Annotated in this window: 20 protein-coding genes; 9 read left to right on the top strand and 11 right to left on the bottom strand. The window is 72.3% G+C overall.

All coding sequences use genetic code 11. From position 1 onward, the window contains the following. Window positions 1-83: 83 nt before the first annotated feature. The 4 genes from lon to ACN269_RS03490 all read right to left on the bottom strand — a co-directional run bounded on the left by lon (window position 84) and on the right by ACN269_RS03490 (window position 4,497). On the bottom strand, window positions 84-2,414 hold the full coding sequence (lon, locus tag ACN269_RS03505; protein ID WP_421470981.1) for an endopeptidase La: 2,331 nt from the start codon (window positions 2,412-2,414) through the stop codon (window positions 84-86). Window positions 2,415-2,452: 38 nt separating this feature from the next. Continuing rightward, complete coding sequence (locus ACN269_RS03500) at window positions 2,453-2,734, bottom strand: hypothetical protein (protein WP_421470980.1); 282 nt, start codon at window positions 2,732-2,734, stop codon at window positions 2,453-2,455. Window positions 2,735-2,810: 76 nt separating this feature from the next. Continuing rightward, a complete protein-coding gene (locus ACN269_RS03495; protein WP_421470979.1) occupies window positions 2,811-3,680 on the bottom strand; it encodes a manganese catalase family protein in 870 nt (289 codons plus the stop codon). Between the two features lie 85 nt (window positions 3,681-3,765). Further along, window positions 3,766-4,497 (bottom strand): sensor histidine kinase, encoded by a 732-nt coding sequence (locus tag ACN269_RS03490; protein WP_421470978.1) that lies wholly within the window; start codon window positions 4,495-4,497, stop codon window positions 3,766-3,768. 98 nt (window positions 4,498-4,595) lie between these two features. Between ACN269_RS03490 and ACN269_RS03485 the strand changes: the two genes are divergently transcribed. Continuing rightward, the gene (locus ACN269_RS03485) at window positions 4,596-5,204 is read left to right on the top strand and encodes a response regulator (protein ID WP_421470977.1); all 609 of its coding nucleotides are present in this window, start codon (window positions 4,596-4,598) and stop codon (window positions 5,202-5,204) included. 155 nt (window positions 5,205-5,359) lie between these two features. Continuing rightward, a complete protein-coding gene (locus ACN269_RS03480; RefSeq protein ID WP_396797971.1) occupies window positions 5,360-5,707 on the top strand; it encodes an Lsr2 family protein in 348 nt (115 codons plus the stop codon). Window positions 5,708-5,774: 67 nt separating this feature from the next. Here the strand turns inward: ACN269_RS03480 and ACN269_RS03475 are convergent, their stop codons facing one another. From ACN269_RS03475 to ACN269_RS03465, 3 genes are all read right to left on the bottom strand, one after another. Beyond that, the gene (locus ACN269_RS03475) at window positions 5,775-7,034 is read right to left on the bottom strand and encodes a hypothetical protein (RefSeq protein ID WP_421470976.1); all 1,260 of its coding nucleotides are present in this window, start codon (window positions 7,032-7,034) and stop codon (window positions 5,775-5,777) included. A 292-nt stretch (window positions 7,035-7,326) separates the two neighbouring features. Next, window positions 7,327-8,193 carry a hypothetical protein gene (locus tag ACN269_RS03470; protein WP_421470975.1) on the bottom strand — a complete coding sequence of 289 codons (867 nt, stop codon included), beginning with the start codon at window positions 8,191-8,193 and terminating at the stop codon, window positions 7,327-7,329. Between the two features lie 107 nt (window positions 8,194-8,300). After that, complete coding sequence (locus ACN269_RS03465) at window positions 8,301-9,914, bottom strand: Ig-like domain-containing protein (protein WP_421470974.1); 1,614 nt, start codon at window positions 9,912-9,914, stop codon at window positions 8,301-8,303. Between the two features lie 226 nt (window positions 9,915-10,140). Between ACN269_RS03465 and ACN269_RS03460 the strand changes: the two genes are divergently transcribed. Further along, complete coding sequence (locus tag ACN269_RS03460; RefSeq protein ID WP_421470973.1) at window positions 10,141-10,971, top strand: Asp23/Gls24 family envelope stress response protein; 831 nt, start codon at window positions 10,141-10,143, stop codon at window positions 10,969-10,971. Beyond that, window positions 10,968-11,504: a hypothetical protein gene (locus tag ACN269_RS03455; protein WP_421470972.1), complete on the top strand. Its 537-nt coding sequence runs from the start codon at window positions 10,968-10,970 to the stop codon at window positions 11,502-11,504. Before ACN269_RS03460 ends, ACN269_RS03455 begins: the two co-directional genes overlap by 4 nt. Before the next feature lie 18 nt (window positions 11,505-11,522). Here ACN269_RS03455 and ACN269_RS03450 read toward each other — a convergent pair whose 3' ends face one another. Next, window positions 11,523-12,476 carry a TerC/Alx family metal homeostasis membrane protein gene (locus ACN269_RS03450; protein WP_421470971.1) on the bottom strand — a complete coding sequence of 318 codons (954 nt, stop codon included), beginning with the start codon at window positions 12,474-12,476 and terminating at the stop codon, window positions 11,523-11,525. 351 nt (window positions 12,477-12,827) lie between these two features. Here ACN269_RS03450 and ACN269_RS03445 point away from each other — a divergent pair, with 351 nt between their 5' ends. After that, window positions 12,828-13,385: a hypothetical protein gene (locus tag ACN269_RS03445; RefSeq protein WP_421470970.1), complete on the top strand. Its 558-nt coding sequence runs from the start codon at window positions 12,828-12,830 to the stop codon at window positions 13,383-13,385. A 148-nt stretch (window positions 13,386-13,533) separates the two neighbouring features. Beyond that, window positions 13,534-13,926, top strand: coding sequence for an FKBP-type peptidyl-prolyl cis-trans isomerase (locus tag ACN269_RS03440; RefSeq protein ID WP_421470969.1), 393 nt, complete (start codon window positions 13,534-13,536; stop codon window positions 13,924-13,926). Between the two features lie 82 nt (window positions 13,927-14,008). Here ACN269_RS03440 and ACN269_RS03435 read toward each other — a convergent pair whose 3' ends face one another. Beyond that, window positions 14,009-14,431: an STAS domain-containing protein gene (locus ACN269_RS03435; RefSeq protein WP_421470968.1), complete on the bottom strand. Its 423-nt coding sequence runs from the start codon at window positions 14,429-14,431 to the stop codon at window positions 14,009-14,011. 187 nt (window positions 14,432-14,618) lie between these two features. Here ACN269_RS03435 and ACN269_RS03430 point away from each other — a divergent pair, with 187 nt between their 5' ends. After that, window positions 14,619-15,635, top strand: a complete 1,017-nt coding sequence (locus ACN269_RS03430) for an SMP-30/gluconolactonase/LRE family protein (protein ID WP_421470967.1) — start codon at window positions 14,619-14,621, stop codon at window positions 15,633-15,635. A 117-nt stretch (window positions 15,636-15,752) separates the two neighbouring features. On the opposite strand, the gene ACN269_RS03425 is transcribed toward ACN269_RS03430, so the two are convergent. Next, a complete protein-coding gene (locus ACN269_RS03425; RefSeq protein ID WP_421470966.1) occupies window positions 15,753-17,021 on the bottom strand; it encodes an Ig-like domain-containing protein in 1,269 nt (422 codons plus the stop codon). A gap of 1,109 nt (window positions 17,022-18,130) precedes the next feature. On the opposite strand from ACN269_RS03425, the gene ACN269_RS03420 reads away from it, so the two are divergent. Both ACN269_RS03420 and ACN269_RS03415 read left to right on the top strand, forming a co-directional pair. Next, window positions 18,131-19,105, top strand: a complete 975-nt coding sequence (locus ACN269_RS03420; RefSeq protein ID WP_421470965.1) for a sugar phosphate isomerase/epimerase family protein — start codon at window positions 18,131-18,133, stop codon at window positions 19,103-19,105. Window positions 19,106-19,125: 20 nt separating this feature from the next. After that, the gene (locus ACN269_RS03415) at window positions 19,126-21,222 is read left to right on the top strand and encodes a PQQ-dependent sugar dehydrogenase (RefSeq protein ID WP_421470964.1); all 2,097 of its coding nucleotides are present in this window, start codon (window positions 19,126-19,128) and stop codon (window positions 21,220-21,222) included. A 75-nt stretch (window positions 21,223-21,297) separates the two neighbouring features. Here the strand turns inward: ACN269_RS03415 and ACN269_RS03410 are convergent, their stop codons facing one another. Next, complete coding sequence (locus ACN269_RS03410; RefSeq protein WP_421476186.1) at window positions 21,298-22,977, bottom strand: right-handed parallel beta-helix repeat-containing protein; 1,680 nt, start codon at window positions 22,975-22,977, stop codon at window positions 21,298-21,300. Between the last annotated feature and the right edge of the window lie 68 nt (window positions 22,978-23,045).

Below are 23,045 nucleotides of genomic sequence, written 5' to 3'. Positions count from 1 at the left end.
GCGCGGGAGCGTCACCGCGAGACAGTACGGACGTCGATGACCCCCGCCGTCACGGGGACGGCGGGGGTCATCGATGTGGAGCGTCAGACCGTGAAGAGCGCCGGTCCGTCCAGCGCCGGGACGTCGGCCGGGCGCAGCGCCAGGGCGAGCACGTCGGCCACGTCGGCCAGGGTGTGCACGGTCAGCGCCTCGCGCACCTCGGCCGGCAGGTCGTCCAGGTCCGGCTCGTTGCGCGCCGGGATGATCACCTCGGTGAGGCCGGCCCGGTGGGCGGCGAGCAGCTTCTGCTTCACCCCGCCGATCGGCAGCACCCGACCGGAGAGGGTCACCTCACCGGTCATCCCGAACTCGGGACGCACCGGGCGGCCGGTGACCAGCGACGCCAGGGCCGTCACCATGGTGATGCCGGCGCTCGGGCCGTCCTTGGGCACCGCGCCCGCCGGGAAGTGGACGTGGATCCGCCGTCCGGCCAGGGCGTTCGGGTCGATGCCGAGCCGTCGCCCGTTGGAGCGCAGGTACGACAGCGCGATCTGCGCCGACTCCTTCATCACGTCGCCGAGCTGGCCGGTCAGGGTCAGCCCCGGCTCGCCCTCCATGCTCGTCGCCTCGATGAAGAGGACGTCGCCGCCGGCGCCGGTCACCGCGAGCCCGGTGGCGACACCGGGAACCGCCGTACGCTCGGCCGACTCCGGGGTGAACTTCGGCCGCCCCAGGTAGCCGGCGAGGTTGTCGGTGTCGACGCGTACCGACGACGGGTCGGTCGCCAGCGTCACCGTCACCTTGCGCAGGATCTTGGCCAGGGCCCGTTCGAGCTGCCGGACACCGGCCTCGCGGGTGTACTCCCCCGCGATCAGCGCGAGCGCCTCGTCGGCGACGGTCACCTCGTCGGCGGTCAACCCGGCCCGCTCCCGCTGCCGGGGCAGCAGGTGGTCGCGGGCGATGGAGACCTTCTCGTCCTCGGTGTACCCGTCCAGCATGACCAGCTCCATCCGGTCCAGCAGCGGGCCGGGGATGGACTCCACCACGTTCGCGGTGGCGAGGAACAGCACGTCGGACAGGTCCAGGTCGACCTCCAGGTAGTGGTCCCGGAAGGTGTGGTTCTGGGCCGGGTCGAGCACCTCCAGCAGGGCGGCGGCCGGGTCACCGGCGTAGCCGGCGGCCAGCTTGTCCACCTCGTCGAGGAGCACGACCGGGTTCATCGAGCCGGCCTCGCGCAGGGCGCGGACGATCCGGCCGGGCAGCGCGCCCACGTAGGTGCGCCGGTGACCGCGGATCTCCGCCTCGTCGCGGACGCCGCCGAGCGACACCCGGACGAAGTTGCGCCCGAGCGCCCGGGCGACGGACTCGCCGAGGCTGGTCTTGCCGACCCCGGGAGGGCCGGCGAGGGCGAGCACCGCGCCGGAGCCGCGCCCGCCGACCACGCCGAGGTTGCGCTCGGCCCGCCGGTTGCGCACGGCCAGGTACTCCAGGATGCGGTCCTTCACGTCGGCCAGGCCGGCGTGGTCGGCGTCGAGCACCGCCCGGGCGGCGGCCAGGTCGGTGTTGTCCTGGGTACGCGTGCTCCACGGCATCTCGAGCACGGTGTCCAGCCAGGTACGGATCCAGCCCGCCTCCGGGGAGGCGTCACTGGCCCGCTCGAGCTTGCCGACCTCGCGCAGGGCCGCCTCACGGACCTTGTCCGGCAGTTCGGCGCTCTCCACCCGGGAGCGGTAGTCGGCGGAGCCGTCCGGCTCGTCCTCGCCCAGCTCCTTGCGGATCGCGGCGAGTTGCTGGCGCAGCAGGAACTCCCGCTGCGACTTCTCCAGGCCCTCGCGGACATCGCTGTTGATCTGCTCGGTGACCTCCTGCTCGGCCAGGTAGTCCTTCACCCAGCCGACCAGCAGCTCCAGCCGGGCGGTGACGTCCGGGGCGGCGAGCAGTTCGGTCTTCTGCTCCAGCGTCAGCCAGGGCGCGTAGCCGGCCGAGTCGGCCAGCTCGGAGAGGTCGGTCATCCGCTCCACGGCGTCGATGACCTGCCAGGCGCCCCGCTGCTGGAGCACGGAGGTCACCAGGGCGCGGTACTCGCGGGCGAGTTCCCGGGCGCGGCCGGCGGGAGCGGGCTCGTCGAGTTCGGTCGCCTCGACCCAGAGCGCGGCACCGGGACCGGGAACGCCGGAGCCGATGCGTGCGCGGGACAGGCCACGGACGACGGCGGCGGGCTCACCGTCGGGGAGCCGGCCGACCTTCTCGATGGTGGCGACCACGCCGATCGGACCGTACTCGCCGTCGATACGCGGGACGGCCAGCAGCTTGCGGTCGCCGGTTGCCCGCGCCGCGTCGATGGCGGCCTGGGTGGTCGGGTCGAGGGTCACCGGGATGACCATGCCGGGCAGCAGCACGGCGTCGGTCAGGGGAAGTACCGGAAGAGTTGCCATCGAACACCTGCTATCGCGTTGAGTTGAGCGTGTCTGACTCAAGTAACAACGCGTTCCCCTTGTTCCGGCGTGTGACCCAGGCCACTGCCCGGAGCCCGGCGGTGAGCCGGCAGCAGCAGCTCCCGCGCCGCCCGGCCGCCCCCGGCCAGCGCCACGGCGACGGGGATGGCCAGGCTGGTCAGTGCCAGTGCGAGCACCACCCGGGCGGGCAACCCGACCCCCACGGCGAGCGCGGCCAGCACCGTGCAGACGACCAACTTCACCCGGGTACGCGACAGCGGGACCGCTGCGGACTCGCTGTCGGGCGTGACGACAGACATGCGCTTCTCCTCGCTTCCTGGGTGGGCCATCTCGTCGGGCCGCCCGTGCGGGACGGTGCGGCCCGACGGGACGACCTCAGGTGAGCTTGCTCTTGACGGTGTTCACGACACCGCCGGCCAGGCCCGGATTGGTGCCGTACAGCCGCGGGTCACCGGGCGGCAGCACCGGCTCCGGTGCGTTCGCGCGCGGGTTGTCGTCGTACCGGAACTCGCCCCTGCCGTCCGGCGCGGGCCCGGACGCCCAACGCCCCTGGGCGGCGTCGGTGCCCGAGGAGAAGCCCAGGTAGGTGTAGCCGAACTCGTCGGTGAACTCCGCCGAGTCCGGGAAGGCGTCCGGCACCGGCATGTCCTCCAGGCCGTCCTCCTTGAGCTGCTCGATGGCCGCCAGCCACATGTTCTGGTGCATGGTGTCGCGGGCCAGCAGGAAGCGCAGCATCTGCTTGACCCCGGGGTCGTCGGTCATGTTGAACAGCCGGGCGACCTGCAACCGGCCCTGCGCCTCGGCGGTGACGTTGAGTTGGAAGTCGGCCAGGAGGTTGCCGCTCGCGGTGAGGTACGAGCCGTTCCAGGGCACCCCGCTGGCGTCGACGGGCAGCGCCCCGCCCCCGCCGTGGATGAAGTGCGCCGGGTTGGATCCGGCGTAGACCGCCCCGCCACCGGGGTTGTCCGCGATGGCCTCCGACAGCGCCAGCGGCGCGTTGTCCAACAGCCGGGTGATCATCGTGACGATCATCTCGACGTGGCCGACCTCCTCGGTGCCGACGTCGAGCAGCAGGTCCTTGTACTTGCCGGGGAGTCGGCAGTTCCAGCCCTGGAAGAGGTACTGGTTGGCGACGGTCATCTCGCCCCACTTGCCGCCCAGCACCTCCTGCAGACGGCGGGCGAACGCGGCGTCCGGGGCGTCCGGCTTCGCCTCGAACTGCAGGTCCTTGACGTGGCTGAACATGCGACCTCCTCGGTACCGGGATGCTGGCACCAAGGACGATTCCCATCCGCCTGACCCGGCCGGGCCAACCCGTGTCCCGCGCGGGTCAGCGCAGCGGGCGGACCACCGGCAGCAGCACCTCCAGCGCCACGCCGCGCGGGCGCAACCGGTGCGCCCGCAGTGCTCCCCCGTCCACTGCCACCAGGTGCCGCACGATCCACAGCCCCAGCCCGGACATCCCGACCACCGGCGCCGGACGGCGCAGCGCCACCAGCAGACCCTCGTCCACCCGCCCCTCGTCGGTGACCACGATGCTCACGCCGGGGCCGCTCAGCGCGGCGTAGAGCCCGACGTGCCCACCGGCCGGCCCGTGCCGCAGCGCGTTCTCCACCAGGTTCACCAGCACCTGCCGGGTGCGACCGGCCGGTACCGGCCAGGCGGCCGCCCGTCGGGTGGCACGCACCCGCCGCCGACCGGCCGGCACCAGCGCGGCGGCCTCGCGCAGGAGGCCCGCCAGGGGCACGGTCGCCTCCGGTCCGGCGGCCGGCGTCAGCGCGCCGGCGCCGGTCGTCGCGTCGCGCAGCAGGCCCTGCAGGTGGACGGCCTGGTCGCGGGCCAACGCGCTGACCGCCCGCCGGTCCGCGCCGGTCAGCGGCCGGTGATCATCGGCCAGCGCCCGCGTCAGCGAGGTCAACGAACTGACCGGGGTACGGAACTCGTGACACAACACCCGCAGCAGCAGGTCGGCGTCGACAGCCGGAGGCGGTGGGCTGCCCGATCCGGGTCCGGTCCGCCGCAATCCTCGCAACAAGCCCTGCCACCCCTGGCGTACGCGCATCCATCCGACTCCCCCCGATCGGTGCATAGCCGCATGATCGGTACCCGCTCGGGAACGGCCCAGACATGCCGGACGCCCCCAACCTCAGACTCGCCGTCGTGGACGACCATCCCCTGTTCGTCCGTGGCCTGGAGCTGCTGCTTCCGGTGACCACCGACGGACGCGCAGAGGTGGTCGGCTCGACCGGGGACGCCGCCGCGGCGGCCAGCATGATCAGCCGTTGCCATCCCGACCTCGCGCTGGTGGACCTGCACATGCCAGCACCCGGCGGGATCCGGGCGGTGGCCGCCATCCGGCGGACCACGCCCCGGGTACGGGTGGTCGCCATGTCCGGCTCGACCGACCCGACGCCCGCCCTGGAGGCGCTGCGGGCCGGCGCGGAGGGGTTCCTGCCGAAGACCAGTGAGCCGGAGGAGCTGCTACCGCCGCTGCTGGCCATCCTCGACGGCTGGGCGGTCCTGCCGGCGGAACTGCTGCGCGCCCTGCTCGGACCCGCCCGGACGGCGTCCGTCGACCTCGACACCGAGGAGCGCCGCCTGCTGCGGGCCATCGCCGCCGGGCGCAGCACCGTCGACATCGCCGAGGAACTGCACGTGTCGGAACGGACGGTGAAACGAATGACCGCCGCGCTGCTCCGCAAGCTGCGGGTGACCAACCGGGCGGAGGCGGCGGCGGTGGCCGGGTGCGCCGGCCTGCTCACCGATTGACACCGCACCGACACCTGCGATTACAGCCGGTTCGCTGTTTTGTGCGGCGCTCAATCGCGACGCGCCGAAATGAATGGGACGCATATTGTTGCGGATTCCCCGGGTGGTGGGTCAGACTTTGGACACATCCCGCCACACACAGGGAGTAATCGGCAATGGCGAGAAAAGTAATCACGGTGCTGACCGACGACCTCGACGGCGGGAAGGCCGATCGGACGGTCGAGTTCAGTCTGGACGGCGTCGCGTACACCATCGACGTCTCGGACGAGAATGCGGGTGTCCTGCGTAAGGCCCTGGACCCATACATCAATGCGGGTCGGCGGATCGGCCGAGGGCCGGCGGAGAACACCCGGACAGTTCGGCGGCCGGGGCGACCGACCGGCGCCGGAATGGACCGCGAGCAGAACCGCGCGATCCGGGAATGGGCCGTCAAGAACGGCTACAAGATTTCCGAGCGGGGCCGGATCCCGGTCGAGGTCGTCGAGGCGTACAAGAACCGCTGACACGCGGCACAGCGACGGGGTCCCGCCAGAACGGCGGGACCCCGTCGCTGTGTGCGCGGTCGACCGGTCAGTTGACGGTGACGCGGATCGAGTCGAACGCCGGGGTCTGGTTCGCCCGCTCCATCATGGGCAGACGGTGCGAACCGTCACCGGCCCAGACCGAGCACTGCGCGGTGCCCGACTCCGGCAGACCCGGGATCTGGATGGTCACGTCGTCCGGCTGGGCGCCACCGCGACCGTCCTCGGTGGCGACGAAGAACGCCGGCACCTCCTGCGGCTCGGGCGGCGCGGTCAGGCTGTCCAGCATCCGGCAGGCGGTGTGGAAGTGACCCCGGACCAGGCCCTGGTCGTTGAGCAGCGAGCTCTCCACGTAGTAGCCCCCCTGGCCGGCTGCCAGGAACCGGTCCCGGACCAGGTTCTTGGTGCTGACCCGCAGAGTGAAGGGCTGGTTACGGCCGACCTGCTGCGGGAACTGGGTGATCAGCAGCGACGGGTTGTTGGCGGCGGCGCCGACCTCACCGAACTCGGTGCTCACACAGCGGTTGCCGAGCTGGAAACCGTTGTGCGGCTCCAACCTGCTCTCGTCACAGTTGTTGGCCAGGACGCCGAGGCCCGCGCCGGGGGCGTTACCGCCGTTGTTCCCGCCGTTGTTGTTGCCGCCACCGTTGTTGTTGCCACCGCCGGTGTTCCCGCCATTGTTGCCGCCACCGTTGTTGCTGCCGGTCGGCTGCACCTGGCACTGGGCGAGTTGCGCCAGACCCTGTGGACGCGGTCCGACCCGGTCGATGGCGGTCGTGATGCGGTCCAGGACCGCCTTACGCTTGTCGGCCAACGGCCGCAGAATCGCGTTGTTGATGAACCCCTGACCCTTGTTGCCCTCGGCCGCGAGCCGGCGGTCGGCCTCGGCGATCTGGCTCTGCAACTGGGCGAGGTTACGGTCGACCTCGGCACGCGCCCGCTCCGGCACCTGCGGCAGCTTGGACGCCACATCCGGACAGGCGATGGCCGAGCCGGTGCCGACCGTGCCGTCCTTGCCGTCCTCGCACTCCGCGACCGACTCCTGACCATCACCCCAGTGGTTACGCACCCACCGACCGTTCTGCCACGTACGGCTGGTCGAGGTGCCGCTCGGCGCGGTCGAGCCGGGGCTCGGTTCCACGCATTGCCCTGCGGCGGGCCGCGGCTTGTTCGTCCGCCGGTCCTGGGCCGACGAAATCTGGGTGACGGCGACTACTCCACCGAAGACCACCAGCGTGCCGACAACGGCCAGCAGACGCTTGCTCCGCGCGATGCCGGGTGACCGGCGCGCCCGAGTGGACCTGCGCATCGAATTGCTCTCCTTCTCGATCCGGTAGTGGATTCCTGCCCTCGGCGGACCGACGGATGTGAGATGGCACGCCATGGCGGCGGCCACCGCGACCTACCCGGTAACGTGTCGATGGCCGACGATGCCCTTTCCGCACCGTCGCCCGCGCCCGGTCGACGCGGTTGGGGAGATCCTCTTCATTCGCGCAGGAGTACGGGACGGCGGCGGCGAAGGTTCAACCGACACACAGAAAAATGCTCCGCACCCGAACGGATCGGGGACGGAGCGGGGTTCAGCAGCGGAAAGTCGCCGGTCAGTCCACGCAGAGGTGGTCAAAGGCGAAAGCACCCACCAGCTCGTCGCGGCGGCGACTCAGCTCGGCGATCTCCACGGTGAGGTCCGCGCGCGCGAGCAGATCCGCGCCGTCCGAGCGGCCGGCGCGCAGCCGTTCACCGACCGCGACGGTCGCGAGGTCCTCGGCCAGGCGGGCCTCGTCGACACCGCAGGAGAAGCGCTGAGCGGTGATCGACACCCGTTCGACGAGGCAGCTGTCCAGGCGTGGCTGGACCCAGCTCCACCCCTGCGCCGGACCCTCGATCCAGCGCACGTGCAGCCCGCGCACGATCGGGTCGGCGAGCTGCCCGGCCACGTACGCCTCGACGGCCGCGGCCCGCGCCAACGCGCCGAGGTCGTTCACCGGGCCGGTCCGCCCGTCCGGGAGCCGGCCGAGGATGTCGCGGAACCCCACCGGGGCGGGCTCGTCCCCGGTGCCGCCCGCCGCGTAGGCGCGCGCGTCCAGCACGTACTCGATCAGACGGCGGCCGTGCTCGGCGGCCCGCAGCGTCGGCGACCCGACGCGGAGCATGGGCAGGCCGACGGCCGCGCCCACCGCGTCGGTGAGCCGCTCGGCACGCTGCTCGGCCGACCCGGGCAGCGGAACCGGTCCGATGGTCACGGCGACCAGCGGCCGGTGCGTGTCGGGTGCGCAGACCACCAGGTCGAACGCGGTCCGGCTGGCCGAGCCCCACTGGCTGCCGGTGACCCCGGGCGGGCGTCCCTGCACCAGCTCGCTGAGCCGACGCGGCCCGTACACCCGGTGGCCGGCGCGGCTGAACAGCGCGTCGCGTCCACCATCGGCGGGCAACGCCCGCAGCCAGCCACGGTCGTCGCTGCTCGTCATCTGCCTGATCCATCCGCCGGTCGGTCGAACCGCGCCGAGTCTAGGCGGTCGATCACCCGCCCCGGTGGCGCGGCCCGCTCGGCCGCCGGAGTGCCGCTGCCGGGCCGCTACCGGCAGACCGCCGTGGCGACGACCGGGGCCTGCGCCAGGCTCGGCGGGCGACAGTCCCCGGGTACGGCCGGCCGCCAGGCCGCCGCGACGTTGTGGACCATGTCCTCCGGCTGGTACTCGGCCCACCGGGACAGGTCGGTGCCGCCGCCCAGGCCACTGACGAGCGCCACACCGGGGGATCCGGTCCGGAGCGCGGCCAGCAGCAGCTGCGTACCGACCGTCGGATAGCCGAGCGCGGCGCACGACTGGTCACCCCAGCGCCAGCACGTCCAGGCCAGCTCCGGGTCGGCGATGACCCGATCCGGGTACGGGGCCGCGAACAGGTCGTACACCACCGCCTCGGTGCCGAGGGTCAGACCGACGCTCCGCCAGAAGTCGAGGGCGTACGCGGCGTCGGGCATCGGCTTGGCGCAGACGGCACGTTCGTCCCGGCAGGCCGCCCCCGGCCCGGTGTAGCGGCCGTGGCTCCAGGCCAGCGCGACGATGGGGGTGATGCCGGCGGCCGTCAGGCGTTGCGTGTACGCCACGACCGCCTGCCGGTACCGCTCGCCGCCGTAGCGGGCATCGACGTACGGCAGGCCGAGCCAGCAGGCCTCGTTGAGCGGAAGGTACGCCGCCCGGACGCCGCGGGCGACCAGTCCCGCCACGGCGCTGGCGTCGACGGGGCCGTCCCAGATGCCGCGCCCCTGCACGCAACGGGCCTCCGCGCCGGTGCGCACGAGCGGCGTCAGGCGTCGGGGCGCCGCCGTGTCGATGACCGGGGAGATGCCCCAGAGCTGGTCGCGCACCACGCTGACGTACGGGGCCTGCCGCTCCTCGCCCGGTGTCAACACGCGTACCGAGATGCTCTCGTTGCTGGTCCGCGTAGCGCCCTGGTCGTCGTACGCCTGGGCGTACACGGTGTAGGAGCCGGCCGGTAGGTCACGCCACTGGGCGGTGTACGGCGCGGTCGTGTCGGTGCCGAGCGAGATGGTGTCCGACCCGGCGCTCCGGCCGAAGAACTCGACGCGGGTGATCTGTCGCCCGGGTGCGGCCGTGGCGGCGGCGGCCACGCTGACGGTGGCCGGGGCGAAGTAGTGGTCACCATTCTGCGGGGTGGTGATCCGCACGGACGGTCGGTTCGGGTCGGGGGTGGGGCTGGGCGGCCCGGTCGGCTGCGGACTCGGCGACGTCGGCGGTGGGGTCGACGGGGGCGGTGGCGCGGGCGCGACGGGCGAGCAGGTGACGCCGTTGAGCGTGAAGTCCTGTGGCTCGCCGGTCCGGACCCCGTGCGTCATGACGTACCTAAAGGGCACCGTCTGGTCGGCCGGCAGCGTGACACCGGGCAGGTTACGGATCGTGACCTCCCCGCCGTGTTGCTCCCAGCGCACGCCGTCGACGTTCTTGATCTGCTCGGTCGGGTAGCGCAGCGGGAACCGCAGCGTCCACTCCGCGAGCGGCTGACCGACACTGTGCACCCGGATTTCGCCGCGCAGCATCGACGGGTACCTGGAGTTGACCAGGAGCTGCGCCGCGCACCCGCTGGCGGCGGAGGCCGGGAGGACCACGGCGAGAGCACCGGTGACGGCGACGAGCGCCACGGCGGCCAGCGGGATGACCCGATTCCTCATCAACGACCCCCGTCATCGATATTCGTCACTGGAATCGTGGCCCGGCCGACGTCGGGCGTCAAGGCCGGAGCCGCCCTCTACAACGTTGCAGAGACCCGCCAGGGGCGGCACGGGACCAGCATCCAGGCAAAGCGTGTGAGCTGGATCACAGCTCGTTCGGGTTCCAGGGGACCTGCCCGGGTGTATCCAGCGAGGTCGGATGGCGGACCGGCGGGGAGGTCGGAGCATGTCGCGTCAACAGCTCGGGCGGATCGCGGCCGACGCGGCCCGCCGGGTGCCGGGCGTCCGCGACGTCCGCCCGGTCACTGTCCGCCTGGACGACCGGTCGGTGGGCCTCGACCTCGACCTCGTCACCGAGTACGGCCTCCGCGTGCCCGCCGTGGCCGACGCCGTCCGCCGGGCCGTCGCCAGGCAGGTGCACGCCGACACCGGGCACGCCGTGGCCGCGGTGACGATCACGGTGCGGGATCTCGTGCTGCCCGGCTCGGGTTCGGACGCCCCGCGTCCCGCCCCCGCGCCACGAGAGGTGACCACGGCGACCGTCAACCGGGTGGCGTCGGCGCTGCTGGCCGTCGCGCTGCTGGTCGGCGGCGTCCTGCTGGCCGCGCAGGCACTGCTGGCCGCGGTGGGCCGCCCGACGTCGCTGCTCCTGCGTTCCGGCTGGTACGACACGCTGACCACCACCCGCTGGCACGATCCGAGCGTCCGGACGGCCGCCGGCCTGGCCGTCGGACTGGGCCTCGTCGTCCTGGCCACGCAACTCCGGCGCTGGACGCCGGTGCGCCTGCGCGTCGACAAGCGTGACGGCTGGCACCTGTACCGGCGGTGCGTGGAACGTCGACTGACCGACGCCGTGGACACCGTGCCCGGCGTACGCCGGACGAGGGTGCGCGTCCGTCGCGACGGCGACCGGTGGCGACCCCGGCTGCGCACCACCGGCGACCCGGCGGCCCGCGCCGAGGTCGAGTTCGCCGTGCGGCAGGAGCTGCGCCACCTCGCCGCACCGGGCGTCGACCGCGTCGATCTCCGGCTGCTACCCGGTGGGCCGCCGGCATGACCGACGCCGCACACCGCCTGCTGTGGACGGTCATCGGGCTGCTGCTGGTGGTCGGTGGGGCGACCGCCCTGGCGGTCGACGCCGACCCGGTCCTGCTCGGCGCCGGACTGCTCGACGCGTGGCGGCTCGCGACACCGTGGAGCACCCTGGCGGCGGCGGTCGCCGGGCTGCTGACCGCCGTCGCCGGCCAGCGCCTGCTGCACCGGTCGGTACGCCGGCCCGACCCGGCCCTGCGAGGCATGCTGACCCGACCGGGCGTCCGACCCGGGCGCACCCGCCTCGCCAGCGACGTGCTCGTCCGCGCCCTGGAACGTGACCTGGTCGGCGCGGCCGGCGTGCGCCGGGCCCGAGTGGTGCTCACCGGTCCGCCACCACGACCCGACGTGTGGGTGCACGTGGACCTGGCCGGCGACGCCCACGCCGCGACGGTCCGCGCGCACGTCCACGCCGCCGTGCGCCGGTTCGCCACGACGGCCGACTGCCGGCCGGCGCACCTCGACATGACGGCCCGGATCGAGCCGGACCGGCCGTGAGCCGAGCGTCCGCAGCTGTCAGCGCCCGGCACGCCGGGCGGCCACCACGCTCGACGAGATGGAGACCGCGACGGTCAGCACCACCACGGCGAGCGTCAACCACACCGGCAGCTTGCCCACCGGCGTCTCGGCCAGGATCAGCTTCACCCCCGCGAACGCGAGCAGCAGCGCCAGCCCGTACCGCAGGTGACCGAAATGCCGCAGCAGCCCGGCCAGGCAGAAGTAGAGGCTCCGCAGCCCGAGCACGGCGAACGCGGTGGCCGTCCAGACGAGGAACGTCGTGGTGGTGATGGCGAGGATCGCCGCCACCGAGTCGATGGCGAAGACCACGTCGGTGGCCTCGATGGCGACCAGCGCCACCAGCAGCAGCGTCGCCACGCGCCGCCCGCCGACCCGGGCCGTGAAGCGGTCACGGTGGTACCGGGCGTCGGTCGGCACCACCCGACGGAACAGCCGGACCACCAGATTGCGCTCCGGGTCCACGTCGGGTTTGCCGCGTACGGCGAGCCGCCAGCCGGTCCACACCAGGAACGCGCCGAGCACGAACCCGGCCCAGGTGAGCCGGGCCAGCAGCTCCACGCCCGCGAGGATGAACAGCAGCCGGAAGGTCAGCGCCCCGACGACACCCCAGAACAGCACCTTGTGCTGGTAGCCCGGCGGCACCCGGAAATAGCCGAAGAGCAGGGCGAAGACGAACACGTTGTCCACCGAGAGCGCCTTTTCCAGCAGATAGCCGGAGAAGTACGCGATGGCCGGGTCGCCGCCGAGGGTCCACCAGACGACCAACCCGAACAGCAGGCCCGCGCCGACCCAGACCGCGCTCCAGAACAGCGCCTCACGCAGCCCGATGACGTGGTTGTCGCGGTGGGCCAGCACGTCGACGGTGAGCAGCACGACGAGTAACCCGGCGACCGCCGTCCACGCCCACGGCGGCACCGCGACCGTCGCCTCCGCCACCGGTGCCCCCCGCATCGACCACGGCGCACCGCCCGCTCTCGGCCGGACGGTGCTCCCCGAGCCTATGTGAGCGGCTCCCGGCCGGTCGCCAAAACCACGGTCACGACCCCGCTGTCCGCGCCGGCCCGGTCCGGCGGCGGCGGAAACGGGAGTCCTCCCGGTTGGGTTCGCGACGACGGTGAGGGGCGGTCCTCGACCGCACCCACGCTACGGCCGGACGGCGGCCGTGGTCAGGGGTCCGTGGGCCGGGCCAGGTGGGGTCGAAGGTCCCGGGCCGGTGGAGTCCGGTCGGCCCTGCCGCCGGGCCCGCCGTGAGCGTCCACTGGAGATGCCACCGGGAAGCGCGGTGCGAGGCTGAGAAGGGACGTGGACACCATGGCCGCGACGATCGAGCGGACCACCGCCGGGACCACCGCTCCGGCCGCCGACACCACCCGAGAGAGGGCCGCCCGGTACGTCCTGGCGGGCATCCGGATGGCGCTCGGCTGGATCTTCCTCTGGGCGTTCCTCGACAAGCTGTTCGGCCTCGGCCACGAGACCGAGTCGAAGAACGCCTGGATCAACGGGGGCAGCCCCACCAAGGGCTTCCTCACCTTCGGGGTCGCCGGCCCGTTCAAGGACGCGTACACGGGCATCGCCGGCGCCGCCTGGGCGGACTGGCTGTTCATGGTCGGCCTCGCCGGGATCGGCATCGCGCTCCTGCTCGGGGTCGGCGTGCGGGTCGCGGTCGTCACCGGCGGGCTGCTGCTGGTCCTCATGTGGACCGCCGTCCTGCCTCCGGAGAACAACCTCTTCATGGACGACCACCTGATCTACGCCGCGGTGCTCGCCGTCCTGGCCCTGGTCGACGCCGGTGACACCTGGGGCCTCGGGAAGGCCTGGGCGAGGCTGCCGATCGTCCAACAGGCGCCCTGGCTGCGGTGAGGATCCCCCGCGCGGCGGACGTCACCTCCGGGTGACGTCCGCCGCCGTCGTCCGGGCCGGGTTCGGGGTGTCCCGCCATCGGTCCTCGGCGATCCGGCAGGATCGACGGTGACCGGAGACATCACCGCGACACGGCAGGAGATCCCGCATGAACCAGGCAGCAGGCGCCCGATCGGGCAAGCCCGAGGTGGGTCCGATCGAGGGTGCGCCGCCGGCCGACCTCGTGATCGAGGACATCACTGTCGGCGACGGCCCGCAGGCCGAGCCCGGCCAGTTGGTGAGCGTCCACTACGTCGGCGTGTCGCACTCCACCGGCGGCGAGTTCGACTCGTCCTGGAACCGGGGCGAGGCGTTCGAGTTCCCGCTCGGCGGCGGTCAGGTCATCGCCGGCTGGGACCGGGGCGTGGCCGGCATGCGCGTCGGCGGCCGCCGCCGTCTCACCATCCCGCCGCACCTGGGCTACGGCGACCGTGGCGCCGGCGGCGTCATCAAGCCGGGCGAGACGCTGATCTTCATCGTCGACCTGCTCGGCGTGCGCTGACCGACACGTCGTAGGGGCCGTCCGGCATCGCGCCGGACGGCCCCTACGGGTGTCTGAATCGACGTCGGACCGCCCTGCCGGGTCAGGCCGCCAGCACCAGGTCACCGGGCGCGGCCGGCGGACGGCGGACGGGCGCGACCAGATCGGCGGACGCCCCGCGACGGGCCGCCTCGACCACCCGGGCGGGTTCGAGGATCGGCATCACCCGGTGCAGGCCGGTGGCGCGCAGCACACGGGCCACCACCGGCGTCGGATCGACCACGACCAGCTCGCCGCCCCGCGCCCGGACGCGCAGATGCGCCGCCAGCAGAGCCCGCACCCCGGCGGCGGACAGCAGTCGCAGCCCGGACAATTCGAGCTGGACGACCGGACGCGCCGGTGCGGACCACAGCGCGGACCGGAACGCGGCTACGGTCGCGATGTCGACCTCACCGGTCACCCGCACCTGGACCACCTGGTCACCCACGCTGACCTGCACGTCGATCCGGTCGCTGCGCTCTTCCATGCCCTGAAATCTAGCCCCCACCACCGACAGTTTCGCCCCTGCGCGGAGTGATTCCGGGTACGTCCAGGGTCATCCCCGAGGGTTCCCCTCATCCGCCCGCAGGGGGGCCACCGGCTGCCGGGCTCGGCCGAACGGCCAGGTGGCGCGCCTCGACCGCGCCCCCGCATCGGCGTCGGAGAATGAACCGATGGTGATCCCCCGACCCCGGCCGCCACGGCTGATCCGGCCCGTCCGCGAACCGGCCACCGTCCCGCCTCCGCTGCACGGCGTGTGGGCGGCCACCGACCGCCGCCTCGACCAGGTCGACCTGCTGCCCCTTCCCGAGGGCGCCGTCGGGCCCGAGGACGTGCTCGTCGACCCGACCGGCCGGGTCGTCAGCGGCGACGAGGACGGCAACCTCTGGTGGTGGCCGGTCGACGCGCCAGCCGGGACCCGAGGCCGGCTGCTGGCCGAGACCGGCGGCCGGCCGCTCGGCATCGAACTGGACCCGTCGTCCGAGGCCCTGGTGGTCTGCGACGCGTACCGGGGGTTGCTGCGGGTCACGCCGGACGGAACGGTCCGCGAGCTGACCGGGACGGAGCCGCCCGTGCACCTGGCCAACAACGCGACGGTGGCCCGCGACGGCACCGTCTACTTCACCGACTCGTCGGACCGGTTTCCGGTGTCGCACTGGAAACGGGACCTGCTGGAGCACCGCCCCAACGGCCGGGTGCTGGCTCACCACCCGGGCAGTGGGCGTACCGAGGTCGCGGCCGAAGGGCTGTACTTCCCGAACGGCATCGCGCTGACGCCCGACGAGTCGGCGCTGATGCTGGTGGAGACGACCACCCACCGGCTGCTCCGCGTCGAGCTGGGCGGCGGGGTGCGGGTCCTCGCCGACCTGCCCGCCTACCCGGACAATCTCTGCGCCGTGGGTGACGGCACGTACTGGATCGCCCTGCCCAGCCCTCGCGTGCCGATCGCCGAACGGCTGCTGCCGCACCCCCGGCTGCGCCAGCTCGCCGCGCTGCTGCCCGACGCCATGCAACCGCAGCCACGCCGCTACGGGCTGGTCGCGCTGGTCGACGGCGAGGGCACGGTCCGCCGTACGCTGCACGGCCCGACCGGGCACTACTGGATGATCACCGGGGTACGACAGCACGGCGACCACCTCTGGCTGGGCAGCCTCACCGGGTCCGGCGTGGCACGCGTACCCCTGGGGTGAAGAGCCTGGCCCGCGCGTCGCGCCCCCGGGCGGCGGCCGACCCCGACGCGGGCGGGTCCCCCGCGAAGGCGAGCGGGCCGGCCCACCGCATGGGTGGACCGGCCCGGAGGGTGTGTGTCAGCGGCCGCTCACCGAGGGCGCCGGAGCGGGCGACCCACCGGCGACCGCGCCCGGGTGCGCCGGGGCGACCGGCGCGGGTTTGAGCCCCGGCGGCACCGGCAGCGCGCTGCCCTTGACGAACTCGTCCCAGCTCACGTTCCACGCCGTCCAGCCGTTGCCGGGCTGCAACTCGACCTCGGTGCCCTTGACGGTGACCAGGTCGCCGACCTGGGTCACCCCCATCAGCCAGTCCGCTGCCGTGGCGGAGACGTTCGCGCAGCCGTGCGAGACGTTGGTGGAGCCCTGATCACCCTCCGACCACGGTGCCGAGTGGATGAACTCGCCGCCCCAGGTGAGCCGCTGGGCATCGTCGACGTCGACCACGTAGCCGCCGTTCGGCTCACCCCGGGTGTCGAAGGTGGTCCGCTCGTGCTTCTCCATGATCACCATCTTGCCGCTGGAACTCGGCGTGCTCGGCTTGCCCAGGCTGACCGGGATACGTCTGATGAGCTTGCCGTCGCGCAGCACCGACATCTGCTTCGTGGCGTTGTCGATCTCCAACGAGACCTGCTTGCCGATCTTCGACGTCGCGGTCCGCTCGGAGTCCCCCACCAGCTTCTTACCGATCGGCAGCCCCTGGAGGCCAGCCCGGACGCTGATCGTCGTGCCCGGCTTCCAAAAATCGAGTGCCCGGTAATAGACCTGACTGCCGTCGTCCAGCCACGACCAGGTGCCCGGCTGCGGCGGATTCGTCTTCACGAACAACCGGCGCTGCACATCCGCCCTGGCCTCTTTCGGAATTGCCGGGTCGAACGCCACGGTTACCGGCATGGCAGTACCGTACGTCCGGTTGCCGACAAAATAGAGCGTGCTGGTCACCTGCGGCTTCGTGGACGGGGCCATCGTGGTGAACGTGGTGGTCCGGGTGGTCGTCGCACCCGAGTCGCCGGTCGCCGTCACCTCAGCGGTGTACGTGCGCCGAGGTTGCAGCGGCGCGCTCGGCACCCAACCCGAGCCATCCTCACGCGGTTCCGCCTTGACCTGCGCACCCTTGTCGTCGGTGAGGCGGACGGCGGTGACCCGTCCACCCTTGACCACCGTGCCGACCTCGGCGCTGACCGGGACCTCGCGGGTCTTGTCGCCCGGCGTGACGGTGAGTTCCGGCGGCGCGGCGTGCCCCTTGGCCGGCCCGGCCACCGGGTCCCGACCGATGGTGCACCCGCCCAGCACGAGCGGTGCGGCCGCGACAGTTACCGCCAACAGCGTCAATCGCCGCCTAGACGTCATGTTCAGTCCCCCCGTTTTCGGCTTCCCTCGCTCACATTCTGGCCGCCTCGACACGAGCATTCACGGCATTCGGAGATAATCGCGAGCGCATTTATCGGCGCATTTTCCTCCACTGCGCCACTTGCCGAGAAAGCGCACCACTGCCGGTTGTGGGCACTCTCCGGCCACCCCCATACCCACCGACCCGCAACGTCCGGTCCGACCCGCCTATCACCCCAGCGGCCCGACTGACGCAGCGAGCACCGAAGCGACACTCAGCCAGGCGGGGCGGGGCGGCCGGGCGGGGCGGGACTGGGCTGGGCGGGACTGGGCGGGGCGGGGCCGGGCGGGGCCGGGCGGGGCGGGACTGGGCGAGGCCGGGCGGGGCCGGGCGGGGCGGGGCCGGGCGGGGCCGGGCGGGGCCGGGCTGGGCGGGGCAAGATCCGCACAACTTCCCCGATGTTGCTGCCTCCGCCGTATGGGAGGCAGCAAGATCCCCGATGTTGCGAGGATCTTGGCAAGCTCGCAACCCGCGAGGAGCGGTTGAGCCTGCGCGAGGGACGAGGCGACCACCCCACACGCCTCAAGATCGCGCTCGATCCAGGATGCAGTGGCTTCGAGACGTCTTGGGCTCACCCCGCGCCCGCGCCCGCCGGACCCCCCGCGCCGATCTTGCGCTTTCGGCGGTCGGTAGGAGTGGGATGCCCGGTATGTCGCCGCAGAAAGCGCAAGATCGGCACGGAGAGGCGCGGCGCGGAGAGGCGCGGCGCGGAGAGGCGCGGCGCGGAGAGGCGCGGCACGGAGAGGGGCGGGGATTCTGGGTTGCGCACCTGGTGGGCGGACTTTTGTCAGGTGGAGCGAAACTTCTGCCGATCGTGAGGGAGCTTTGCCTTTGTCCGGAGTCAAGGGTAGGGTCGCGTTTCAGATAGAGGGTTGCCCATTCGTCGATCAGCCAACCTGCCGCCCCTGCTGGGGGCCGCGGTCCGCCCACAGGGTCGCCGACCGCGGATAACGCGTCGTCCACACCGTCCATGCCGGAGCGCATCTCCGGTCGGTTCGGCGCGTCCCGGTGCGGGCAGCCGGTTGACCGCTGCCGACGGCACGCCATCCGTCAGGAAGGAACCACCACCATGGATCACCAGGCCAACCGCTCGGAGTCGACTGTGACCTCCGAGCCGGTCAGCCGGCGCGGGCTGCTCCGCGCCGCGACGGTCTCCGCCGCCGCCGTTGGCGCCGCCGGGATTCTCGCCGGCCCGGCCAGCGCGGCACCCGCCGGTGACACCGCCGCCGCGGGCCAGTCCCACGGTCGGCGTCGGGTGCCGGTGGACCGCATCAGCATCCAGCTCTACACCCTGCGTGACCAGCTCGCCGCCGACCTGCCGGGCACCCTCGCCGCGCTGCGCCGCATCGGCTACCGGCGGGTCGAGCACGCCGGCTTCGTCGGGCGTACGGCGGCGGGGTTCCGCGCCGCGCTCGACGCCGCAGGGTTGCGTGCCACCTCCGGGCACACCGGTATCCCGCAGCCGTTCGACGCCGCCACCTGGGAACGCGCCCTCGCCGACGCCAACACGCTGGGCTGCAAGAAGATCGTGCACCCGTACTTCGGGCGGGACGCCGAGGGCCGCCCGTACCGGGACCCGGCCATCTACCGTGCCCTGGCCCGGGACCTCAACCAGGCCGGCCGGCTCGCCGAGCGGGCTGGTCTCGACTTCGGCTACCACAACCACCAGTTGGAGTTCGTGCCGCTGACCGACGGCTCGACCGGCTTCGACATTCTCACCAAGCAGACCGACCCTCGGCTGGTCCACTTCGAGCTGGACCTGTACTGGACCTGGCGTGGCGCGCACGACCCGGTCGACGTGATCCGGGAGAACCGGGGACGGATCCGCCAGGTGCACGTCAAGGACCTGGACGTCGAGGGTGGCTTCGCCGACCTCGGCGACGGTGTCATCGACTTCGGCCGCATCTTCGCCCACGAGCGCGAGGCGGGCATCGAGGAGTACATCGTGGAGCGCGACGACGCGGGCACCTCGCCGCGGGTGCCCGCCGACGCCATCGACACCGCCCGGGTCGGCTTCGACTACCTCGCCGCACTCCGGTACTGAGCACCGTGAAGGGCTACCAGATGCATCGAACCGCACTCGCGTCCGCCCTGCTGCTGGTGACCGCCGGGCTGGCCGTGCCGACGGCGGCGACCGCCGCGCCGGCCCCGCCACCCGACAGCAGCTTCCAGAAGGTGACGCTGAACGACTTCCCGGGCGAGCCGATGAGCCTCGCCGTGCTGCCCGACCTGCGGGTGCTGCACACCTCCCGGACGGGCGAGGTGCGCATCCACGACCCGCGCACCGGGCTGAACACCCTCGCCGCCGACATCGACGTGTACCAGCACGACGAGGAGGGGTTGCAGGGCATCGCGATCGACCCGAACTTCGCTCAGAACAAGTGGGTGTACCTGTACTACTCACCGCCGATGGACACCCCGGTGGACGACCCGGCCACGCCGGACGTCAACGAGGGGGACGCGCCGGAGGTCGGCACCGCGGCGGACTGGCAGCGGTTCCGGGGCGCGCTGCGGCTGTCCCGGTTCAAGCTCAACGGGATGAAGCTCGACCTCGCCAGCGAGCAGCAGATCATCGACGTGCCGACCGACCGGGGGATCTGCTGCCACGTGGGCGGTCAGATCGACTTCGACAGCAAGGGCAACCTGTACCTGTCGACCGGTGACGACACCAACCCGTTCGCCTCCGACGGGTACGTCCCGATCGACGAGCGGGCCGACCGGAACCCGGCGTACGACGCACAGCGCACCGCGGCCAACACCAACGACCTGCGCGGCAAGCTGCTGCGGATCAAGGTGAAGGCGGGCGGCGGGTACACGGTGCCGGCTGGCAACCTGTTCAAGCCGGGCACGGAGAAGACCCGCCCGGAGATCTACGCGATGGGGCTGCGCAACGCGTTCCGGTTCGCGGTCGACAGGCGCACCGACAACGTGTACGTGGGCGACTACTCCCCCGACGCCTCCACGGCGAATCCGGAGCGCGGCCCGGCCGGGCACGGTCGGTGGATGCGCATCGACAAGCCGGCGAACTACGGCTGGCCGTACTGCGTGACGCCGACCATCGCCTACCGCGACTACGACTTCGCCACCGGCGAGTCCGGGCCGAAGTTCAACTGCAAGCGCCCGGTCAACGACTCACCACACAACACGGGCAAGCGCGTGCTGCCGCCGGTCGAGCAGCCGGAGGTCTGGTACGCGGCAGCTCCCTCGGCCGAGTTCCCGCAGCTGGGCACCGGCGGTATCGCCCCGATGGGCGGCCCGGCGTACGACTACGACGGGACCAGCACGTCGCGTACGCGGTGGCCGGCCTACTACGACGGGGTGCCGCTGTTCTACGAGTGGACCCGGGACTACATCAAGGAGTTCCGCCTCGACTCCGACGGCGACGTGCAGGACATCCGTCCGGTGGCGCCGTCGCTGGTGGTGGACAACCCGATGGACATGGAGTTCGGTCCGGACGGCGCGCTCTACGTGCTGGAGTACGGCGACGGCTACTTCGCCGAGAACCCGGACGCCCAGTTGTCGCGGATCGACTTCGTCCGGGGCAACCGGACGCCGATCCCGAAGATCAGCGGTACGCCGACGGTCGGGCAGGCCCCGCTGACCGTGGCCTTCTCCAGCGCCGGCACCACCGACCCGGACGGTGACAAGCTGAGCTACGCGTGGGACTTCAACGCGGACGGCTCGGTGGACAGCACCGATCCGAATCCGACGTGGACGTTCCAGGAGAACGGCTCGTACACGCCGACGCTGAAGGTGACCGACCGCACCGGACGCTCGGCCTCGGCGACCCTGCCGTTGGTGGTCGGGCCGACCGCGCCGGTCATCGAGTTCGTCGCTCCGGTGGCCGGGCAGCCCTTCCAGTTCGGGCAGACGGTGGCGTACGAGATCAAGGTCACCGACGACCTGCCGGTGGACTGCTCGCGGGTGAAGGTCACCTACGTGCTCGGCCACGACGAGCACGGGCACCCGCTCTCCACGGCGACGGGCTGCTCCGGCACCATCCCCACGTTCCTGGACGGTGGGCACAGCGGGGCGGACAACCTGACCGCGGTGTTCGTCGCGGAGTACACCGACGCGCCGACGGAGCCCGGTGTGCCGCCGCAGACCGCCTCCGCGACGGTCGTGCTCGATCCCACCCCGGTCGCCGGCCTGGCCGGCTGACCTGTCGAGAAGTGACGGCGGCGGTGACCGGAGGACGTTCCGGTCGCCGCCGCCTCGCGTTGCGGCTGCGGCAGGTCAGCTCCAGTCGTTGTCGACGTGGTTGTCACGCCAGCGTCCGCCCACCGGCGGGGTGTCCAGGCGCATCCCGTCGTCGACGTTGCCGGCCAGGTCGTTGTCCTCGACCCGGCAGTCCACGCAGCTCCCCCGCCCGGTGATCCACAAGCCGTGGGTCTGGGTCGGGTCCTCGTGGTTGTCCCAGATCCGGTTACCGCGGATGGTGGCCGAGTCGACCGCCGCGTCGATGGTGATGCCGGCTCGTCGCTCGGGGGCGGCGGACAGCTCGTACCCGCAGCCCGGGGGCGGTATGTCCCCGCTCCACGCGCTGATGCCGTCGGGACGCGCCGGGGCGAGGGTGAGCTCGTCGCCGGTGTTCGCGGCGACCATGGCCACGGCCCGTCCCACCCGCAGGACCTTGCCCCGGTGACCGTCGTGCGGCCAGTTCGCGGAGCGGTCCACCACCGATCGTTCGGCGTAGCGGACGGTCTCGCCGCTGCCGCTGGCGGCCTGCGCGTACTGCCGGCCGTTGTTGCGGATCCGGTTGTTGAGCAGCACCGCGTCGGTCATCTGGTGGTCGATCCGGATGGCGTCCAGCCCGTTGCCCCAGAAGTCGTTGCTCTCGATCACCACGTCCCGCACCGGGCCCTGGTAGCCCCGGCCGAGGTCGTGCGCGTGGTAGCCGTGCTGACCGTTGCCGCTGATCCGGTTGCCCCGGATGGTGTACGGGCCGGGGGTGTTGCCGACGCTGACCCCGTCGCGGATGTTGCCGTCGATGACGCAGTCGGCGACGAGACCACCGCGCCCGGCCACCCCGGCGGTGCCCATGGCGGAGATGTCGAAGCCGGTCTCCAGGTTGCCGGTCATCGTGCAGGCGGAGACGATGAGACCGTCGGCGCCCCAGTCGGAGATGCCGAACCGGTTGCCCTGGCTGTGGCAGCCGACGATGCGGTAGCCACGTGGCGGCGTCCAGTAGTCCTTCTGCAGTTCGAGGAAGATACCGTTGGTGCCGTTGGCGAGGGTGGTGCAGTTGGCGATGGTCAGGCGCTCCACCGCGCCCCACCCACCGATGCCCACGCCGATCCCGGCGCCACCGATCTGCTCGCCGTTGTCCAGTCGGCCGCAGCCGACCACGACCACGCCGTCGATCAGCGAGTCCTGGAGGAAGTCGCAGCCCAGCCCGGTGGCGGCGGTGTGGTGGATGTAGAGGTTGCGGAACACGCCGCGCACGACGTACTGCAGGCCCAGTCCCTTGGCGAGGTAGTTGTACTCGGCCATCGCGACGCCGGAGCCGTCGATCTGGAAGTCGGCGAAGGTGCAGTCGGCGATGTGGCGGTCCCGGTCCGCGCCGTGCTGCACGGTGGTCCAGAAGGCCAGCGGGGTCGGGTCGGCGCGGTTGCCCTCGTTGCTGAGCATGAACCGGGTCGCCGCCGGGCCGGCGCCGATCAGCGAGACGCCACTGCGCCACACCGTTCCGGCGTCGCGGATCGAGTAGATGCCCGGCGGGCAGTAGATGACGCGGGCCCGGCCGTCCGAGGCGTACCCCTCACCGAGTCGGTCCACGAGGGCGGCCAGCGCCGGCTGGTCGTTGGTCGCGCCGTCACCGGTCAGGCCGTACTCCTGGGCGTCGCAGTAGAGCGGCGCGCCGGCAGCGGCGGGCCGCCGTACCCGGATCGAGTTGAGTAGCAGCTCGTTCGCCACGCCCACCTGTCGGCTCCCTTCGACGCGTCCGGCGGGGCCGACTTCCCGGTGACACGGCCGGGAAACCC

Source organism: Micromonospora sp. WMMD736 (genome assembly GCF_049179015.1).
In the GTDB taxonomy this organism is placed as follows: domain Bacteria; phylum Actinomycetota; class Actinomycetes; order Mycobacteriales; family Micromonosporaceae; genus Micromonospora.
The sequence above is the reverse complement of the archived record's forward strand: the minus strand, read 5'-3'. Positions and strand labels throughout refer to the sequence as shown.

Coding starts and splice junctions, on each gene's coding strand:
- ACN269_RS03435 (WP_421470968.1), bottom strand. CDS start 14,431: ATGGAAGAGCGCAGCGACCGGATCGACGTGCAGGTCAGCGTGGGTGAC.
- ACN269_RS03420 (WP_421470965.1), top strand. CDS start 18,131: ATGGATCACCAGGCCAACCGCTCGGAGTCGACTGTGACCTCCGAGCCG.
- ACN269_RS03500 (WP_421470980.1), bottom strand. CDS start 2,734: ATGTCTGTCGTCACGCCCGACAGCGAGTCCGCAGCGGTCCCGCTGTCG.
- ACN269_RS03490 (WP_421470978.1), bottom strand. CDS start 4,497: ATGCGCGTACGCCAGGGGTGGCAGGGCTTGTTGCGAGGATTGCGGCGG.
- ACN269_RS03425 (WP_421470966.1), bottom strand. CDS start 17,021: ATGACGTCTAGGCGGCGATTGACGCTGTTGGCGGTAACTGTCGCGGCC.
- ACN269_RS03480 (WP_396797971.1), top strand. CDS start 5,360: ATGGCGAGAAAAGTAATCACGGTGCTGACCGACGACCTCGACGGCGGG.
- ACN269_RS03450 (WP_421470971.1), bottom strand. CDS start 12,476: ATGCGGGGGGCACCGGTGGCGGAGGCGACGGTCGCGGTGCCGCCGTGG.
- ACN269_RS03440 (WP_421470969.1), top strand. CDS start 13,534: ATGAACCAGGCAGCAGGCGCCCGATCGGGCAAGCCCGAGGTGGGTCCG.
- ACN269_RS03415 (WP_421470964.1), top strand. CDS start 19,126: ATGCATCGAACCGCACTCGCGTCCGCCCTGCTGCTGGTGACCGCCGGG.
- ACN269_RS03430 (WP_421470967.1), top strand. CDS start 14,619: ATGGTGATCCCCCGACCCCGGCCGCCACGGCTGATCCGGCCCGTCCGC.
- ACN269_RS03455 (WP_421470972.1), top strand. CDS start 10,968: ATGACCGACGCCGCACACCGCCTGCTGTGGACGGTCATCGGGCTGCTG.
- ACN269_RS03470 (WP_421470975.1), bottom strand. CDS start 8,193: ATGACGAGCAGCGACGACCGTGGCTGGCTGCGGGCGTTGCCCGCCGAT.
- lon (WP_421470981.1), bottom strand. CDS start 2,414: ATGGCAACTCTTCCGGTACTTCCCCTGACCGACGCCGTGCTGCTGCCC.
- ACN269_RS03460 (WP_421470973.1), top strand. CDS start 10,141: ATGTCGCGTCAACAGCTCGGGCGGATCGCGGCCGACGCGGCCCGCCGG.
- ACN269_RS03465 (WP_421470974.1), bottom strand. CDS start 9,914: ATGAGGAATCGGGTCATCCCGCTGGCCGCCGTGGCGCTCGTCGCCGTC.
- ACN269_RS03495 (WP_421470979.1), bottom strand. CDS start 3,680: ATGTTCAGCCACGTCAAGGACCTGCAGTTCGAGGCGAAGCCGGACGCC.
- ACN269_RS03475 (WP_421470976.1), bottom strand. CDS start 7,034: ATGCGCAGGTCCACTCGGGCGCGCCGGTCACCCGGCATCGCGCGGAGC.